This window comes from Acidovorax sp. KKS102, assembly GCF_000302535.1.
Classification (GTDB): Bacteria; Pseudomonadota; Gammaproteobacteria; order Burkholderiales; family Burkholderiaceae_C; genus Acidovorax.
In genome coordinates, this window is the sequence record NC_018708.1 from 1,773,287 (window position 1) to 1,789,846 (window position 16,560).

The 16,560-nt window shown below is 64.9% G+C and carries 13 protein-coding genes and 1 pseudogene; 4 read left to right on the top strand and 10 right to left on the bottom strand.

Annotated elements, in window-relative coordinates:
* Positions 1–5 precede the first annotated feature (5 nt).
* The 4 genes and pseudogenes from C380_RS08060 to C380_RS08075 all read right to left on the bottom strand — a co-directional run.
* Positions 6–554 (bottom strand): annotated as a pseudogene (locus tag C380_RS08060) (TonB-dependent receptor plug domain-containing protein); the annotation flags it as partial.
* An 87-nt stretch (positions 555–641) separates the two neighbouring features.
* Positions 642–1,397 carry a TonB-dependent receptor gene (locus tag C380_RS08065; protein ID WP_015013364.1) on the bottom strand — a complete coding sequence of 252 codons (756 nt, stop codon included), beginning with the start codon at positions 1,395–1,397 and terminating at the stop codon, positions 642–644.
* 278 nt (positions 1,398–1,675) lie between these two features.
* Positions 1,676–1,900, bottom strand: coding sequence for a hypothetical protein (locus C380_RS08070; protein ID WP_015013365.1), 225 nt, complete (start codon positions 1,898–1,900; stop codon positions 1,676–1,678).
* Entirely contained in the window at positions 1,897–3,099 is a 1,203-nt protein-coding gene (locus C380_RS08075) for a PepSY domain-containing protein (RefSeq protein ID WP_015013366.1), read from the bottom strand. Before C380_RS08075 ends, C380_RS08070 begins: the two co-directional genes overlap by 4 nt.
* Positions 3,100–3,590: 491 nt before the next feature.
* Here C380_RS08075 and C380_RS08080 point away from each other — a divergent pair, with 491 nt between their 5' ends.
* The gene (locus C380_RS08080; RefSeq protein ID WP_148279930.1) at positions 3,591–4,349 is read left to right on the top strand and encodes an FG-GAP repeat protein; all 759 of its coding nucleotides are present in this window, start codon (positions 3,591–3,593) and stop codon (positions 4,347–4,349) included.
* Between the two features lie 168 nt (positions 4,350–4,517).
* Here C380_RS08080 and C380_RS08085 read toward each other — a convergent pair whose 3' ends face one another.
* From C380_RS08085 to bfr, 5 genes are all read right to left on the bottom strand, one after another.
* Complete coding sequence (locus C380_RS08085; RefSeq protein ID WP_015013368.1) at positions 4,518–6,704, bottom strand: TonB-dependent siderophore receptor; 2,187 nt, start codon at positions 6,702–6,704, stop codon at positions 4,518–4,520.
* 176 nt (positions 6,705–6,880) lie between these two features.
* Entirely contained in the window at positions 6,881–7,213 is a 333-nt protein-coding gene (locus C380_RS08090) for a DUF3325 domain-containing protein (protein ID WP_015013369.1), read from the bottom strand.
* Between the two features lie 5 nt (positions 7,214–7,218).
* The gene (locus tag C380_RS08095; RefSeq protein ID WP_015013370.1) at positions 7,219–9,039 is read right to left on the bottom strand and encodes a PepSY domain-containing protein; all 1,821 of its coding nucleotides are present in this window, start codon (positions 9,037–9,039) and stop codon (positions 7,219–7,221) included.
* Positions 9,036–9,344 carry a hypothetical protein gene (locus C380_RS08100; RefSeq protein ID WP_015013371.1) on the bottom strand — a complete coding sequence of 103 codons (309 nt, stop codon included), beginning with the start codon at positions 9,342–9,344 and terminating at the stop codon, positions 9,036–9,038. The genes C380_RS08095 and C380_RS08100 overlap by 4 nt, the downstream gene beginning before the upstream one ends.
* Positions 9,345–9,790: 446 nt before the next feature.
* On the bottom strand, positions 9,791–10,267 hold the full coding sequence (gene bfr / locus C380_RS08105; protein WP_015013372.1) for a bacterioferritin: 477 nt from the start codon (positions 10,265–10,267) through the stop codon (positions 9,791–9,793).
* Positions 10,268–10,551: 284 nt separating this feature from the next.
* Here bfr and ahpC point away from each other — a divergent pair, with 284 nt between their 5' ends.
* Both ahpC and ahpF read left to right on the top strand, forming a co-directional pair.
* On the top strand, positions 10,552–11,127 hold the full coding sequence (ahpC, locus tag C380_RS08110; RefSeq protein ID WP_015013373.1) for an alkyl hydroperoxide reductase subunit C: 576 nt from the start codon (positions 10,552–10,554) through the stop codon (positions 11,125–11,127).
* A gap of 154 nt (positions 11,128–11,281) precedes the next feature.
* Positions 11,282–12,901 (top strand): alkyl hydroperoxide reductase subunit F, encoded by a 1,620-nt coding sequence (ahpF, locus tag C380_RS08115; RefSeq protein ID WP_015013374.1) that lies wholly within the window; start codon positions 11,282–11,284, stop codon positions 12,899–12,901.
* 123 nt (positions 12,902–13,024) lie between these two features.
* Here ahpF and C380_RS08120 read toward each other — a convergent pair whose 3' ends face one another.
* On the bottom strand, positions 13,025–13,846 hold the full coding sequence (locus C380_RS08120; RefSeq protein WP_015013375.1) for a pyruvate, water dikinase regulatory protein: 822 nt from the start codon (positions 13,844–13,846) through the stop codon (positions 13,025–13,027).
* A gap of 264 nt (positions 13,847–14,110) precedes the next feature.
* On the opposite strand from C380_RS08120, the gene ppsA reads away from it, so the two are divergent.
* Entirely contained in the window at positions 14,111–16,501 is a 2,391-nt protein-coding gene (ppsA, locus tag C380_RS08125; protein ID WP_015013376.1) for a phosphoenolpyruvate synthase, read from the top strand.
* Positions 16,502–16,560: the final 59 nt, after the last annotated feature.

The window sequence follows — 16,560 nt, forward strand, 5'->3', positions numbered from 1 at the left end:
CTCGGGTTGAGCACGCCGCCCACGCTGCCCTGGCCGTACAGCACGGAGGTGGGGCCACGCAGAAACTCCACGCGCTCCAGCGTGTAGGGGTCTGGCCGGCTGGTGTTGTAGGTGCCATAGGTGCGCAGCAGGCCGTCCTGGTATTGCGACACGGTGCCGCCGCGCGCGGCGAAGCTGTCCACGCGGCTGTCAAAGTAGTTGGACACAGCGCCTGCGGTGTACGCCGTCACCTGCCGCAGCGTCTGCACGCCCTGCGCCTCCATCTGGTCGCGGGTGACCACGCTGATGGCTTGCGGGGTTTCGATGAGTGGCGTGTCGGTCTTGGTGGCGCTGAGCGCACGCTGGGCCACAAAGCCGGTGACGGGGGCCGTCGGGTTCTCTTGCTCCGCGCCCGAAGACACGGTGACGGGGGCCAGTGTGACCTCGGCAGTGGGCGATGGGACGGTGGTGGTCTGCGCCTGGGCAGCGGCACTGCACAGCACCAACAGGGCGGCCTGTGCGACGGCGGTGCGCGGCGCGCGGCATGCGCGCGAACGGGATGGGAAAGGAAGCATGATTTGCTATTGATTTGATAGCTGCTTGGGCATGTTCGACTAGCGCAAGCGGCCGGTTTTGCTTGAATTGCTTGAAATGGGCGCTGATCAGCGACCAGCGGGTGCGGGCGTGGCCGCTGGCGGCAACGACGGCGAGGGCATGCCCTCGGCCAGCACAAAGCTCAGCGTCGTCACGTAGCTGGCCTCGCCGTACGGCGCGCCGTGCGCCTCGCCCGGCGTCTTGTCGCTGTGCTTCACCTCGGCCACGTACTGGCCCTTCCAGGGGGTGACGAAGGTCACCGTGCCGTCTTCACCCGCCTCGGCCTCGCGCGTCCAGCCCGAGGGTGCAGCCAGCTGCACCTTGGCCTTGGGCAAGGGGGCGCCCTGGTAGACCACCTTCAGCTCACCCGGCTTGCCGGTGGGCACCAGGTCCAGCGCTGCGGTGGGGGCCACGGGCTTGGCCAGGCTGGCCACCCAGCGGGCGGCGGGCTGCCAGTACATCGCGGGCAGGTTGCGCTTGCTGCGGTCGATCACGGGGTAGGTAGGCGTTGCAAACAGCGTGTCTGGGCTGCCGGTGGTGGCGTAGACGAAGGCATCCTTGCCCAGTTGGCCGTCCACGCGCTGCGCCGGGGCGCCGGTGCGTTGTTGTTCCAGCAGGGGCACGCCCTTGAACTGGTCGAGCCGGCCAGGCGATGTCTCGCGCAGGTTGTCGTTGAACTCGCCAAAGTGCAGGCGCGCCTGGCCCCCGGCGTTCTCCAGCCACACCTGGTGGGCGTGGGCAGGGGCCAGGTCACATACGCCGGCAATGGCCAGCATGGCAGCCAGCCAAGGGCGTGGGGAGGTGGGAAAGCAAGACATGGACATGGGTATTTCCTCTCTTTGGTTTGGGATTCCGGAGCGCTGCTCCAAACGCAGCGCGCAGCCCGCTGCACCACCGCAAGGGTGGGTGCAGTGAAGCTCACTTTTTGATAGCTGCCTGCGCTTGATGGATGAGCGCTGGGTGGCTTTTTGATCTGAACGTTGCAGCGCTCGGCTCACACCGGGCGACAGCGCAGACGGGGGGCATGAGAGCCGCTTCAGCGGCCGTCATGAGGTCGTCACGCCGTCGTCATGCCGTCGTCATGCCGGCCGCCAGAAACTGCTCACCACTCCACGCCTGAGCGCTGGCTCTGCGCTTGGGGCGTCGGCCCTGGTGCGCGCGGCCGGCCGTACCAGCACATCACCGCGACGGGGATGCCCAGCCCCACCCACGACCACCAGTCGCCCCAGGTGTCGGACACCAGCGCCGTGATCAAGCCGGTGGTGGTGAGCACACCCATCACGATGGGCCCGCCCCACAGGGCCCAGAAAGGGCGGTGCTTTTTCATGTGGCCCCCTCGGTGGAGCGCGCAGCACCCGATGTGGGCAAAGCGCTGCCTGCAAAACCGCCCGTGGCGCTGCCTGCGGTGGGTGTTGCGGGGCTTGCCGCCTGCACGCCCTTGCGCAGCCATAGATACAGCCCGCTGCCCAGCACCACGATGGTGGCAATGTCGAGCAGCGCCCACAGGATCTTCATCGGCATGCCGCCGTAGTCGCCAAAGTGCAGCGGCTGCGACACCAGCAGCGCCGTCAGGTACCAAGGCAGCTGGGGCGATGCGGTGACCTGCGCCGTGCGTGCATCCACCAGCACCGGCTGGAGCAGCTTGGAGGTCAGCGGCTCGTTGCCGCGCAGGAAAAACGTGTTGTGGTGCGGGCTGGAGAACGCCGTGCCCGGGAACGCAATGAACGACAGCTTGGTGCCCGGCGCCTGGGCCTGCGCCGCCTCCAGCGCCTGCTGCAGCGGCCCGCGCTCGGCGGCGGGCACGATGGGCTGTCCCTCATAGGGCTTGAGCAGCACCGAGAGCTGGTCGTGCTGCCAGTACTTGATAAGTAGGTCGGCCCACGTATTGATCATGCCCGTGCCGCCCACGACAAACGCCCACACCAGCGTGACGATGCCCAGCAGGTTGTGCAGGTCGAGCCACTTCACCCGCGTGGACCGATCGCGCCGCACCTCGCCAAACGCCAGCTTGCGCATGAACGGCGCATACAGCACCACGCCCGTGACGATGGCCACCAGCAGCAACAAGCCCATGAAGCCCAGAAACAGCTTGCCCGGCAGCCCCGCGAACAGGTCCACATGCAGCTTGAACATCACGTACATGAAGCCTTCGTCAAACCGGGGCTGCGCCAGCACCTGCGCCGTGCGCGCGTCCACCGCCACGGATCGGAAGTCATCGGTGGGCGCCGGGGTGGGCGTGAGCGTGACGAACCACACGTTGTCATCGTCCTCGGCGTGTGATGCGAACTGCACCACCCGGTCCGGGTGCAGCGCTTTTGCCGTGGCCAGCACCTGGTCCAGGCTGGCGCGCGGCGTGTTGGCGGGCATGGCGGGCGCCTCGACCTCGGTGCCTAGCAGGTGGCCAATTTCGTGGTGAAAGATCAGCGGCAGGCCGGTGATGCACAGCAGCAGCATGAAGACGGTGCACACCAGGCTGGACCACTTGTGGGTCCAGCTCCAGCGGCGCAGGGCGGTGGGGCTCAGCATGGCGTGGGCGTGGGCGTGGGCGTGGGGTGGTAAGGGCCGTCGGGCAGTCGCACCACCGCCAACGTCACCCACGGCACGGGGCGCGCTGTCGCTACAGAAAGGGCGAACAAGTGATTCATCAAGCCAGACAACCCGGAAACATCGGAAGACGGTGGGTGCTGGCTGCAGCCGGGAGGCCCGTGAAAAGGCTCGCGGCAAGGGCTATGGCTGGCGGAAATCCAATTTTACATTGCAAATGGGAATTGTTTGTATTCGTGATGGTGTGTGTGGGGATAAGGATGTTGCGAAATCGCTGCGGCCTGCGGTCGATCGGACACTGTGAAGAAGGGGAGGCTTTGCGCGCAGGGGGCTGTGGGCACGGGGCGGGGTGGGCGCCTGCAGGCTATAGTGCCGTCGCCCCAGCGTGCTGGTTTTGCAGACATTCACACCCGCGTTTGCGACCCTTGCATGGGCTTTATCCCCCGGCTGCAAGCCGCTTGCAGGAGAGTTCCGTGTCCACGATATTCGGCGCCGTTCAGGCCGTTGCGCACGCATCTGCGAGAGGCATGGGGGCTTTGTACCGGACGGCCTTGCCATGGCTCGCTGTGGTGGCGATTTTGTGTACGGGCAACGTGCGCGCCGCAGACGAAAGCACCTCTGCGGAGCAAAAGGCACGGCTTGCAATACCCCCCGAGTTTCGGCATCCCGATTTTGTCTGGACCACTGCAGAAGGCGACTTGAACGGCGATGGCATTCCTGACCTGGCCCTGTTGCTGACAAAGCACAAGGGAGAAGGCCAGCGAGAGGAGCGGTTGCTTGTCCTGACCGGGAGGGCGGATGGCAGCTATCAGGTGCTCTCAACGTCCGGCGAGTTCTGCCACCCCTGCAAGTTCTACAACCTGGAAATCAAGAGCAATTCATTGTTCGTTCAGGCGGTCTACTACGCAGACGCCGCCCGGTTCTCGGGCTTCACGCTGCAGTTCCGCTACAACGCCAAGATCAAAGACCTGGAACACATCGGCGAGCAGCAGGACGATGAAGACTATTCCAGCAATGCCTCCCACCGCGTGAGCCTCAACTACCTGACCAACGCCACCATTGATTCGCGGCGTGCTGGCAAGAAGTACAAGGAGGCCCGAGGCCGGATCGTTGGTGGTCCGGGTGTGCTTCCTTTGAATGGGTTCGTCTGCGAAGGCTATGGCATGACGGGGTCATCGGTCTACCTGGATGAAAGCTTCAAGGTGCACAAGATGGGCGTGACACCTCCGTGATGCCCAGCGGGTTCGCCGCAAGAGCCCGCAGTGGGGGTTGATGACAGCCACGCCCTGTTCCAGCACGCGGTTGCGGCCGATGGAGCGCCGGTTTTGGGCATCCGGCGGAAGAGGCCACATTCCTTTGAAACTGGGGCCCTTGGCTCACTTCCGCCGTTCACTTGGGCCTCAGAACCGCGTCCGCAACGTCACCTGCACCGCACGCGGCGAGCCGGGCAGGATCAGGTTGTCGTTGCTCCCGTGGGCCGACACGTAGTACTTGCGGTTGGCCAGGTTCTTGATGTTCACGTCCACATCCCACTGGCCCAGCGTGTACTGCAGGGCGGCGTCCACCGTGGTGTAGCCGGGCAGGGTGACCAGGTTGGTCAGCGAGGTGAAGCGCGCGCCCACGTAGTTCACGCCGCCGCCCACGCGCAGGCCGTGGCCCAGGTCCTTCATGGCCCAGAGGAAGGCGGAGTTGCGAGGCGTGAGCGCGGGCACCTTGCCCTGGGCCGCGATGGCAGCGGTGGGCAACTGGGTGGAGGTGGTGGTGGCCAGTGATTTCGTCATGCGGCCGTCCAGCCAGGCGTAGCTTGCGCTCATGTCCCAGCGGCCGGGCAGGCGGCCGTTGGCGGTCAGTTCCAGCCCGTTGGTGCGCTGGGTGCCCACGTTGATCTGGCGCGAGGGGTTGGTCGGGTCGGTGTTCTTGATGTTGGTGCGCTCCAGGTTGAAGAGCGCGCCGGTCACGTTCATGCGGCCATCGAGCAGGTCGAGCTTCACGCCGATTTCCTTGTTCTCGGTGATCTCGGGCTCGGCGCCGGTGGTGTTGGCGGCGAGCGCAAAGGTCTCGGCCGAGGGCTGGAACGACTTGCTGTACGACACGTAGTACGACACGGTATCGCTGGGCTGCCACACCAGGCCTGCGCGGGGGCTGAACTTTTTGTCGGTGCGCGAGAGCGTGGCGAGCTTGCGGTCGAACGTGGTCTCTTGCCCGAACACGTCGTAGCGAGCGCCCACCAGCGCCTTCCATTGGGGGGCGAGCGTGATCTGGTTTTGCCAGTACAGCGCGGCCGTGTCCTGCGTGGTGTGGCTGGGGATGGCGCTGTCGGCGTTGTAGCTGGCTGCCGGGATGGCCGGGGCGGGGCGGTTGCCGGGGTTGAGGAGGGGCACGCGGTCCGCGCCGCCCGATACGGACTCGGCGCGCTTCTTCTGCTGGCCCAGTTCCACGCCCATCAGCCACTCTTGCTTCAAGCCGCCCAGCTGGTTGCGCCAGGTCAGGTCGGTCTGGTTGAAAAAGCCTTTTTCGTCGCGCAGGATGAACGAGCGCGTGCGGCCCACGGTCATGTCCACGGGGTTGGTGGTGCCGCCGGGCAGGGTGTTGTAGCGGTCCAGCGTGTAGTCGTACAGGCGCGTGACGTTGCGCACCGACCAGTCGTCGTTGAAACGGTGGTTGAGTGTGGCCGCGAACGACTGCATGGTGCTGGTGGTGGTGTCGTCCTGCGCCGCGTTGCTGGAGCCGTAGTAGGTGCTGGCGGGCACGTTGACTGGGCGACCATTCAGCGCGGGGATACCGAAGTCCGTGAGACGCTTGTCGCGTGCGTTGGTGTACTGCAGCAGCAGGTCGGTCTGCGCGGCGAGCTTGAGCGCGAGCGAGGGCGCGAAGTTGTGGCGCTTGACGAACTGCTGGTCGCGGTAGCTGCCCGAGTCTTCCACGGCGGCATTGATGCGTAAGGCTGCGGTGTCGCTGATGCCCACGTTCACGTCGGCCGTGGCGCGGCGGTAATCAAAGCTACCCAGACCGAGCGACGCCTCGCCCGAGGTCTCGCCAAACTTGGGCTTCTTGGTCACGCGGTTGATGAGCCCGCCCGACGATCCGCGCCCGTACAACACGGCGGCCGGGCCCTTGAGCACTTCGATGCGTTCTATGTCGGCCAGATCGCGGAAGTACAGCGCGTCGTCGCGCACGCCGTCCACAAACTGGTCGGCAATCGCGGTAAAGCCCCGGATCACCACCTGGTCGCGCTGCCCGTCGCCGTGGCTCATGGCCACGCCGGGCACGTTGCGCAGCGCGTCTTCCATCGAGCGCGCGCCCTGGTCGCGCAGCAGCTGCTCGGGCACCACGTTCACGGCCTGGGGTACGTCGCGCAGCGGCGCGCTGCCTTTGGTGGCCGAGGTGCTGGCGGCGGGCGAATAGCCGTCATCGTCGCTGGTGGACTGCACGGTGACCTCGCCCAGCGTCTGGGTGGGGGCGGCAGGCGCTGGGGTTTGTGCCAGCGCGGTGCCGCAGAAGGCGGCAAGAACGGCTGCAGCCAGCGGGTGCAGGGCATAGGAGCGGCCGAGAGAACGGCGGAAGGAGCGGTGCAAAGGTGCGTGCATAGGTTGTCCTTGGTGTGTGCGCAACGCGGTGGAAAACGGCTCCGCAGGCACCGGGCCTGGCGTGGGCCTTTGGGGCCGTGGCTGGGAGGGGTGCGGAGAGCGGGAGAAAAGGAAGCTGAGGAGGGCGGTGGATCAGAAGGAGCGACGAGCCCGCAGGGCCGCTGCATCCCTCGCCTTTACCACCCCCAGGCCCAGGCGCCGAGGCCGGCCACCAGGGCCATCCCTGCCAGCAGCGGTGTGCGCCGGGGCTGCCAGGTCACGGCGGCCGTCACGGCCACAGCGGCCACCGACAGGGCCACCGTCCATGTGGTCACGCCCAGCGAGGCAGGCACACCATCGGCGGGGTGTGCGGCCAGCCACAGCGACAGCAACAGCAGCAGCCATCCGGCGCGGCGCAGCTGTTGCAGGCGGCGGGCCGCACCTTCGCGGTCTGTGGCGTCTTCGTGGTGGCGGTCCATGCCCAGCGCAATGGCCGACCAGGCCGCAAAACACAGCAGAAAAGCGGACATGGTGCTCAGGCCCCCGACGTTGAAACAGACACATCGGGCGCAGCGGGCAAAGCTGCCGCTGGGGCCGCGCGGGGCGCCTTGGCCGCTGTGGTGGTGCCCCGGGGCAAACGGCCCGGGCGCAGGCGCCACGACAGCCAGCCCAGCAGCAGCCCGGTGGCCAGGAAGGCCAGGTCCATGCTGGCCCACACCCACTCGCCTGCAGGCAGCGTGATGCCGAGGTGGGTGTGGGTGGTCAGCGCATTGATGACCGGCAGCAGCGCCCACGCCAGCCCCGCAGCGCCCAGCGGCACCGACCAGCCCATGCGGCTGGGCCGCACCACGGCGCAGGCCAGCGCCCACAGCAAGGTCAGGCCCCAGGCGCTGAAGAACCAGGCCAACTCCACATCGGCCCGGCCCTCCAAGTTCAGCGGGACCAGGCGGTTGGAGGCGATGTACACGCCGCAGGCCAGCGGCAGCCCCGCCAGCGTGGCGATGTTGATGGCCGCCACCAAGCGCTCGCCAAAAGGCGCCTTTGTGACGGCGTCTGTGTTGGCTGCTGCCCCTTTGCGGTTGGCTTGTGTCTGCGACTTGGCGCTGCGCTTGACCGACCACAGCACCATGCCGGTGGCAATCATCAGGCTGCCCAGCACACCAAAACCAAACAGCGCCCAGCGCAGGCCCACATCGGCAAACCGCGCCATGTGCAGGCCGTACAGCACGCCGTAGGTCTTGACGGCAGGGCCGGTGGCATCGGCCTGGTCCAGCCACTGGCCGGTGGGGGCATCAAACAGCAGGCGCGGCGGGCGGTATTGCAGGCGGTCGCCCTCGTGGCGGGTGACTTCGACCACGGCGCGGCCCTTGGCATCGCGGCGTGCCTGCACGCTGCCAATGCGCCCGCCGTCCCAGCGGGTGCGGGCCTCGGCCAGGATGGGCGGCAGGGCGATGGCGGGCAGGGGCTCCACCTTGTCGCCGGGGCCGCGCCGGGGGCGGCTTTCGGCCTTCTCGCCCTGCAGGTCGGCAAAGTACGCGTTGGAGTCCACGCCTTTCTCCCCCTGGTAGGCCGTTGCAATGCCCGCAGGCATGTACAGCGTGTGGAAGATCATCAGCCCGCTGAAGGTGATCATCAGGTAGAACGGCAGCACCAGCACGCCGGTGACGTTGTGCGCGTCCAGCCAGGCACGCTGCCCGCCCTTGGTGGGGCGGAAGGTAAAGAAGTCCTTGAAGATGCGGCGGTGCGTGATCACCCCCGAGATCAGCGCCACAAACATCAGCATGGTGGCCACGCCCACCACCCAGCGGCCCTGCAAGGTCCAGCGGCCCTTTTGCGCGGTGCGCAACTCGAAGTGAAAGCGGTAGAAGAAGTCGCCCCCCATGGTCTGGCGGGTGTCGATGGCCTCGCCGGTCTGCGGGTGCATGCGCAGCGTTTCGAAGCGGCCATTGCCCGTGTCGCGCCACAGGATGTTGACGGCGGGGTCGCGGTCGTCGGGCAGGTGCATGATCCACTGCGTGACGTTGGGCACCTTGCGCACCAGCGCGTCCAGGGCCCTCTGCGCCGTTTGCGCAACCTGCGGTTCGGTGGCATCCACCGGCTGCAGGCCATGCATCTCGGGGCGCATCCACAGGTTGAACTCGTTCTTGAAGAACGACAGCGTGCCGGTGAGGAAGATCGCAAACAGCAGCCAGCCCAGGATGAGCCCCGCCCAGGTGTGCAGCCACGACATGGCCTGGCGAAAGCCCTCGCGGTCGTTGGGCGCCTTGGGTGGTTTGGCTTTGCGGGCTTGTTCAGAAGCGGTGCTTGCAGATGCCCGATCGACTGGCTGGCATGCAGGGGCCGTGATGCGGGTCATGCGGCGGCCCTCATCCATTGAGGTGCCGTGGCGCATGCGCCCAGCACCATTGCGGGCAGCAGCGTGCCACCCCACGCGCCCCAGGCGGTGCGTGCATAAAAGGCCCAGCCTGCGGCGATGGCATACACCACCCACGACAACATGGTGGCCGTGAGCACGGCTTCCACCCGTGGCATGCACTGCGCCAGCAGCAGCGACAGCGCCGCAGTGAAACCGGCGGCCAGCGCATAGCCGCCCCCTATTGCGGCCACGGCACGCGAGGTGATGGCCAGCCGGTAGCGTCCATCGACGCGAGGGGTCTTCATGGCTGCGAGACCATCGGCGCAGTGACTGGGCGATCAGGGGGGGACAGCGCCTCCGAAGGGCAGAGGCGGGCAAGGCTGCGCAGCATGGGCAAGGGCTCCAGTCGTTGGATGGGTGAACAAACCAAACGCTGGCTGTTGCCGGTGATGCGGGTCACCGGCTGGCTGGCTTCCAGGTGAAGTCATCGCCCTGCGGGAGCAGGTACTTGCCTGCTCATGCGCACTGCAACGCGAGTCAGTGCGCAGGACGCGGTAGGGGATGATCGGCTGCCATTTTAATGTGGTTGCAAATCATTCGCATTAACTGATGAAGAAACTGCGAGGTTTGATGTGCAGTTGCAACAGAGTGTGCGCAGTTCACGCCTGCACAGGCGAAAAAAAACGGGCCGAAGCCCGTGGGGAGGTCAGAGGGTGGCCCATGTCGGGGCACCCATCAGTCACTCATTGGCTCACTCGATCTCGCCCATCTGCGACTGCAGGTAATTTTGCAGGCCCACTTTGCCGATCAGGTCGATCTGGGTTTCGAGGAAGTCGATGTGCTCTTCAGTGTCGTCCAGGATCTTTTGCAAGAGGTCGCGCGATACATAGTCACGCACGCTTTCGCAGTGGGCAATGCCCTCCTTGATGGTGGCTTGGGCGCCCTGCTCGGCGCGCAGGTCGCAGGCCAGGATCTCCGGCACGTCTTCGCCCACTTGGATCTTGGCCAGGTCCTGCAGGTTGGGCAGGCCGTCCAGCGTGAAGATGCGGTCCATCAGCCAGTCGGCATGTTTCATCTCGCCGATGGATTCCGAATACTCCTTCTTGGCCAACTTATCGAAGCCCCAGTGCTTGAGCATGCGGTAGTGCAGGAAGTACTGGTTGATGGCCGTGAGTTCGTTCTTGAGCTGGGCCTGCAGATGGCCAATGACCTGTGCGTCACCTTTCATGGGGACTCCTTGTAATGTGTGAATTCGGCGCTGATTGTCGTGACCCGCATCAAGCAGCGCAAGGCAAGCCCCTGCTGCAGCGTGCGGGCTGCGTGTGATGCTGAGAGGCGTTCGCGTTCACAGGCTGTGTTCCCCGTGGCCCACCAGGGTTGTCATGGGAAGGCCACAGTGGGCGTTGTATAGTAATTGGCAATTGATTCAATGCAATCAATTAATTGGATTGATGGCTTGGAAATGCCTAAACTTCAGTCCTGTTCAGTCAACCAACCACTAAGGAAACAGCAATGTCCCTGATCAATACGCAAGTTCAGCCCTTCAAGACCACCGCTTTCGTCAACCGTGGCGGCAAGGGTGAATTCATCGAAGTGACCGAGCAGTCCCTCAAGGGCAAGTGGTCCGTGCTGATCTTCATGCCCGCAGCGTTCACCTTCAACTGCCCCACCGAAATCGAAGACGCTGCCGACAACTACGCTGAGTTCCAGAAGGCCGGTGCCGAGGTCTACATCGTGACGACCGACACCCACTTCTCGCACAAGGTGTGGCACGAAACTTCCGACGCCGTCGGCAAGGCCAAGTTCCCTCTGGTCGGCGACCCAACGCACCAGCTGACCAACGCCTTCGGCGTGCACATCCCTGAAGAAGGCCTGGCACTGCGTGGCACGTTCGTGATCAACCCCGATGGCGTGATCAAAACCCTGGAAATCCACTCCAACGAAATCGCCCGCGACGTGTCGGAAACCCTGCGCAAGCTGAAGGCTGCCCAGTTCACCGCCGCCAACCCTGGCCAGGTCTGCCCAGCCAAGTGGAAGGAAGGCGCCAAGACCCTGACGCCTTCGCTGGACCTGGTCGGCAAGATCTAATCCACGGCTCCCCCAAAGCCGGACAGCGTCATGGCGCCAATGCGCCATGCCGTCCGGCTTTTTTACGCCCGGACGTTGACCAGCAGGCTTGAACTGCAGCCCGTTTGGCATCAACCTCCCAGACACCACAACTCGAATTTCAAAGGACACCACCATGCTCGACGAACAACTCAAGACCCAACTCGCCGCCTACCTGGAGCGTGTGCAGCAGCCGTTTGAGCTGGTGGCTTCCCTGGACGACAGCGAGACGGCGCGCGACATGCGCGAGCTGCTGACGACCATCCAGTCCCTGCGCAGCGACAAGATCACCCTGCGCACCGACGGCAACGATGCGCGCAAGCCATCCTTCAGCCTGCAGCGCGTGGGCGCCACCAACAGCCTGCGCTTTGCCGGCCTGCCGCTGGGCCATGAGTTCACTTCGCTGGTGCTGGCCCTGCTTTGGACGGGTGGTCACCCGCCCAAGGTCGAGCAGGACGTAATTGATTCCATCAAGGCCCTGGATGGCGACTTCAACTTCGAGGTCTACATGAGCCTGACCTGCCACAACTGCCCGGACGTGGTGCAGGCACTGTCGCTCATGGCCGTCGTCAACCCGAAGATCAAGACCACCGTCATCGAAGGCGGCGCCTTCCAGCAGGAAGTGACCGAGCGCGTAATCATGGCCGTGCCCATGGTGTTCCTCAATGGCCAGGTGTTCGGCTCCGGCCGCATGACCATTGAAGAAATCGTCGCCAAGCTCGACACCGGTTCTGCCGCCCGCGAAGCGGCCAAGCTGAGCGCCAAGGACCCGTACGACGTGCTCATCGTCGGTGGTGGCCCCGCAGGTGCCGCAGCCGCCGTGTACGCCGCCCGCAAGGGCATCCGCACCGGTGTGGCGGCCGAGCGCTTTGGCGGCCAGGTGAATGACACGCTGGCCATCGAGAACTACATCTCGGTGCTCGAAACCGACGGCCCCAAGTTCGCCGCCGCGCTCGAAGCCCACACCCGTGCCTATGGCGTGGACATCATGAACCTGCAGCGCGCCGACAAGCTTATTCCTGCTGCGCAGCCCGGCGGCTTGATTGAAGTGCAGCTGGCCAACGGCGGCTCGCTCAAGGCCAAGACGGTGATCCTGTCCACCGGCGCCCGCTGGCGCAACGTGAACGTGCCCGGCGAAGCCGAGTACAAAAACAAGGGCGTGGCCTACTGCCCGCACTGCGACGGCCCGCTGTTCAAGGGCAAGCGCGTGTCGGTCATCGGCGGCGGCAACAGCGGTGTCGAAGCCGCGATTGACCTCGCTGGCGTCGTGGCCCACGTCACGCTCATCGAATTTGCGGACCAGCTCAAGGCCGACGCCGTGCTGGTCAACAAGCTCAAGAGCCTGCCCAACGTGACCATTCACACCAACGCGCAGACCACCGAAATCACCGGCGCTGATGGAAAGGTCAATGGCCTCAAGTACAAGGACCGCGCAACCAACGTGGAGCACACAGTAGCGCTGGAGGGCGTGTTCGTGCAGATCGGCCTGGTGCCCAATACCGAATGGCTCAAGGGCACGGTGGAGCTGTCGCGCTTTGGCGAAATCATTGTTGATTCGCACGGTCGCACCAACATCCCCGGCGTGTTTGCGGCGGGCGATTGCACCACCGTGCCTTTCAAGCAGATCGTGATTGCAGCGGGCGATGGCTCGAAGGCAGCGCTGAGCGCCTTTGACCACCTGATTCGCATGCCCGTGGTGGCGACCGGTGCGCCTAGCGGCGCTGCAGTAGCCGATCGAGTGGCTGTCCCTGTGTAAATTTGGACCAAAACGGCTTCAGGCGATTGAATTACATGCCCCTGAAGCTATTATTTTAATAGCAAAAAGCGGTGCCTTGGCATCGCTTTTTAGTTTTGTGGCGCGGGCAGTGGCTGGCTAGGGTCAATAAACCAGCCGCTCCGGCCTCACCTCCTGCAGGATGGTCGTCGCAATCTCTTCAATCGATTTGGTAGTGGTGGACAGCCACCGGATGCCCGCGCGGCGCATCATGGCTTCGGCCTCGGCCACCTCGGCGCGGCAGTTTTCGATGCTGGCGTATTTGGAGTTGGGACGGCGCTCGGCGCGGATCTCGGCCAGGCGGTCGGGGCTGATGGTCAGGCCGAAGATCTTGCTGCGAAACGGCACCAGGGCTGGTGGCAGCTGGCGGCGCTCGAAGTCTTCGGGGATCAGCGGGTAGTTGGCCGCTTTCAGGCCGCACTGCATGGCCAGGTACAGGCTGGTGGGGGTTTTGCCGCTGCGGCTCACGCCTACCAGGATCACGTCGGCACCGGCCAGGTCGCGGTTGCTCTGGCCATCGTCGTGGGCCAGGCTGAAGTTGATGGCCTCGATGCGGTCGGTGTATTCCTTGCTGCGGCTCACGTCGCTGAAGCGGCCCACGCGGTGGTGCGACTTGATGCCCAGCTCTTGCTCCAGCGGGTGCACAAAGGTGCCAAACATGTCCAGCAGCATGCCTTTGCAGCCGTCCTGGATCACTTTAAGCACCTCCATGTTGACCAGGGTGGTGAAGACGATGGGCTTTTTGCCCTCGACCTCGCCGGTGTGGTTGATTTGCCGCACCGCCTGGTGGGCCTTGTCCACGGTGTCGATGAAGGGCAGGCGCACATGGCGCGGCTTCATCTCGAACTGGGCCAGGATGGCGTTGCCGAAGGTTTCGGCGGTGATGCCGGTGCCGTCAGAGACAAAAAATACGGTGCGCGAGTGCATGGAGCCCCTTTTTTTGGATGCGGCTTGCGCTAGCGGGGTGGACACCACCAAAAGGTGGCAATGACCCGTTTTGCGTCAGTCGCGTGAAAGCGTCAGCCCGTTGCCAGAAGCTCGGGCCTACAATTGTCACAATTATCCAATTCTCACCATGCACCGCGTCGGCCCACAACCACAACGACAAAGCCTCAGGCCGTGCATGGCCGCCTGCCAGGAGCCATCCAGGGCCCGGCACGCAGACCCGGTTTCAACTTCTGGAGCTTTCCCATGTCTGCACTTTTCAGCCCGACCGCCCTGGTCGTACCGTTTGAAAACCTGAGAATGACCGATGTCGAGGTCGTTGGCGGTAAAAACGCCAGCCTCGGCGAGATGATCTCCCAACTGCCGCAAGGCGTGCGCGTGCCCACCGGGTTCGCCACCACCGCCCACGCGTTCCGTGAATTCCTGGCCTACGACGGCCTGGCCGACCGCATCAGCGCCAAGCTCAAGAGCCTGGACACCGAAGACGTGCGCGCCCTCGCGCAGGTCGGCGCCGAAATCCGTGCCATGGTCGAGGCACAGCCCTTCCCGGCCGACCTGCAAAAGGCCATTGCCGACGAATTTGCCAAGCTGAGCGCGGGCAACCCCGCTGCCTCGTTTGCCGTGCGCTCGTCCGCCACGGCCGAGGACTTGCCCGACGCATCGTTTGCCGGCCAGCAGGAAACCTTCCTGAACGTGGTGGGCATCGACGAAGTCATGCACAAGATGAAGGAAGTGTTCGCGTCGCTGTACAACGACCGTGCCATCTCCTACCGCGTGCACAAGGGTTTCGAGCACGACGTAGTCGCCCTGTCGGCGGGTGTGCAGCGCATGGTGCGCTCCGACCTCGGCGCTGCCGGTGTGATGTTCACCATCGACACCGAATCCGGCTTTGAAGACGTGGTGTTCATCACCAGCAGCTACGGTCTGGGCGAGACGGTGGTGCAGGGCGCCGTGAACCCCGACGAGTTCTACGTGCACAAGCCCATGCTCCAAGCGGGCAAGAAGGCGCTGATCCGCCGCAACCTGGGCAGCAAGCTGATCCAGATGGTGTTCTCCACGCCCGAGGAAAAGGCCGCCAGCGGCAAGCTGGTCAAGACCATTGATGTGCCCACCGAGCAGCGCAACCGCTACTCGCTGACCGATGCCGATGTGGAGCAACTGGCCCGCTACGCGCTGGTGATTGAGCAGCACTACGGCCGCCCCATGGACATCGAGTGGGGCAAGGATGGCACCGACGGCCAACTCTACATCCTGCAGGCCCGTCCCGAGACGGTGAAGAGCCAGGCCAAGGGCCAGGCCGAGCTGCGCTACAAGCTCAAGGGCCACGGCACCGTGCTGGCCGAGGGCCGCGCGATTGGCCAGAAGATCGGCACCGGCCCCGTGCGCCTGGTGCACAACATTTCCGAGATGGACAAGGTCCAGCCCGGCGACGTGCTGGTGACCGACATGACCGACCCCAACTGGGAACCCGTGATGAAGCGCGCCAGCGCCATCGTCACCAACCGAGGCGGCCGCACCTGCCACGCCGCCATCATTGCGCGCGAGCTGGGCATCCCGGCCGTGGTGGGCTGTGGTGACGCGACCGAGCGCCTGAAAGACGGCACGCTGGTCACCGTGAGCTGCTCCGAGGGCGACACGGGCAAGATCTACGACGGCCTGCTCGAAACCGAAGTCACCGAAGTGCAGCGCGGCGAGATGCCCCCCATCAAGACCAAGATCATGATGAATGTGGGCAACCCCCAGCTGGCGTTTGACTTTGCCCAGCTGCCCAACTCTGGCGTGGGCCTGGCCCGCCTGGAGTTCATCATCAACAACAACATTGGCGTGCACCCCAAGGCGATCCTGGACTACCCCCAGATCGACGCCGATCTGAAGAAGGCCGTGGAATCCGTGGCCCGTGGCCATGCATCGCCCCGCGCGTTCTATGTGGACAAGGTCGCTGAAGGCGTGGCCACCATCGCTGCCGCCTTCTGGCCCAAGCCCGTCATCGTGCGCCTGTCGGACTTCAAGTCCAACGAATACCGCAAGCTCATTGGCGGCAGCCGCTACGAGCCCGAGGAAGAAAACCCGATGCTGGGCTTCCGTGGCGCCGCCCGCTACATCAGCGAAGACTTCGGCGAAGCCTTTGCGATGGAATGCGAAGCGCTCAAGCGCGTGCGCAACGATATGGGCCTGACCAACGTGCAGGTGATGGTGCCGTTTGTGCGCACGCTGGGCCAGGCCGAGCGCGTGACCAAGCTGCTCGCATCGCATGGCCTGCAGCGCGGCAAGGACGACCTCAAGGTCATCATGATGTGCGAGGTGCCCAGCAACGCCATCCTGGCCGAGCGCTTCCTGGAGTTCTTCGACGGCTTCTCCATCGGCTCCAACGACCTGACCCAGCTCACGCTGGGCCTGGACCGCGACTCGGGCCTGGAGCTGCTGGCACAGGACTTCGACGAACGCGACCCGGCTGTCGAGGCACTGATCCATCAGGCGATCAAGGCCTGCCTGGCCCAGGGCAAGTACATCGGCATCTGCGGCCAGGGCCCCAGCGACCACCCTGACTTTGCGCAGTGGCTGGCCAAGGAAGGCATCTCGTCGATCTCGCTCAACCCCGACAGCGTGATTGCCACCTGGCAGCAACTGGCAGGCTGACGCACCGACCGGGCTGCCCTGTGCACCATGTGCCCACTGCACCACCCGCCATCGCGTCC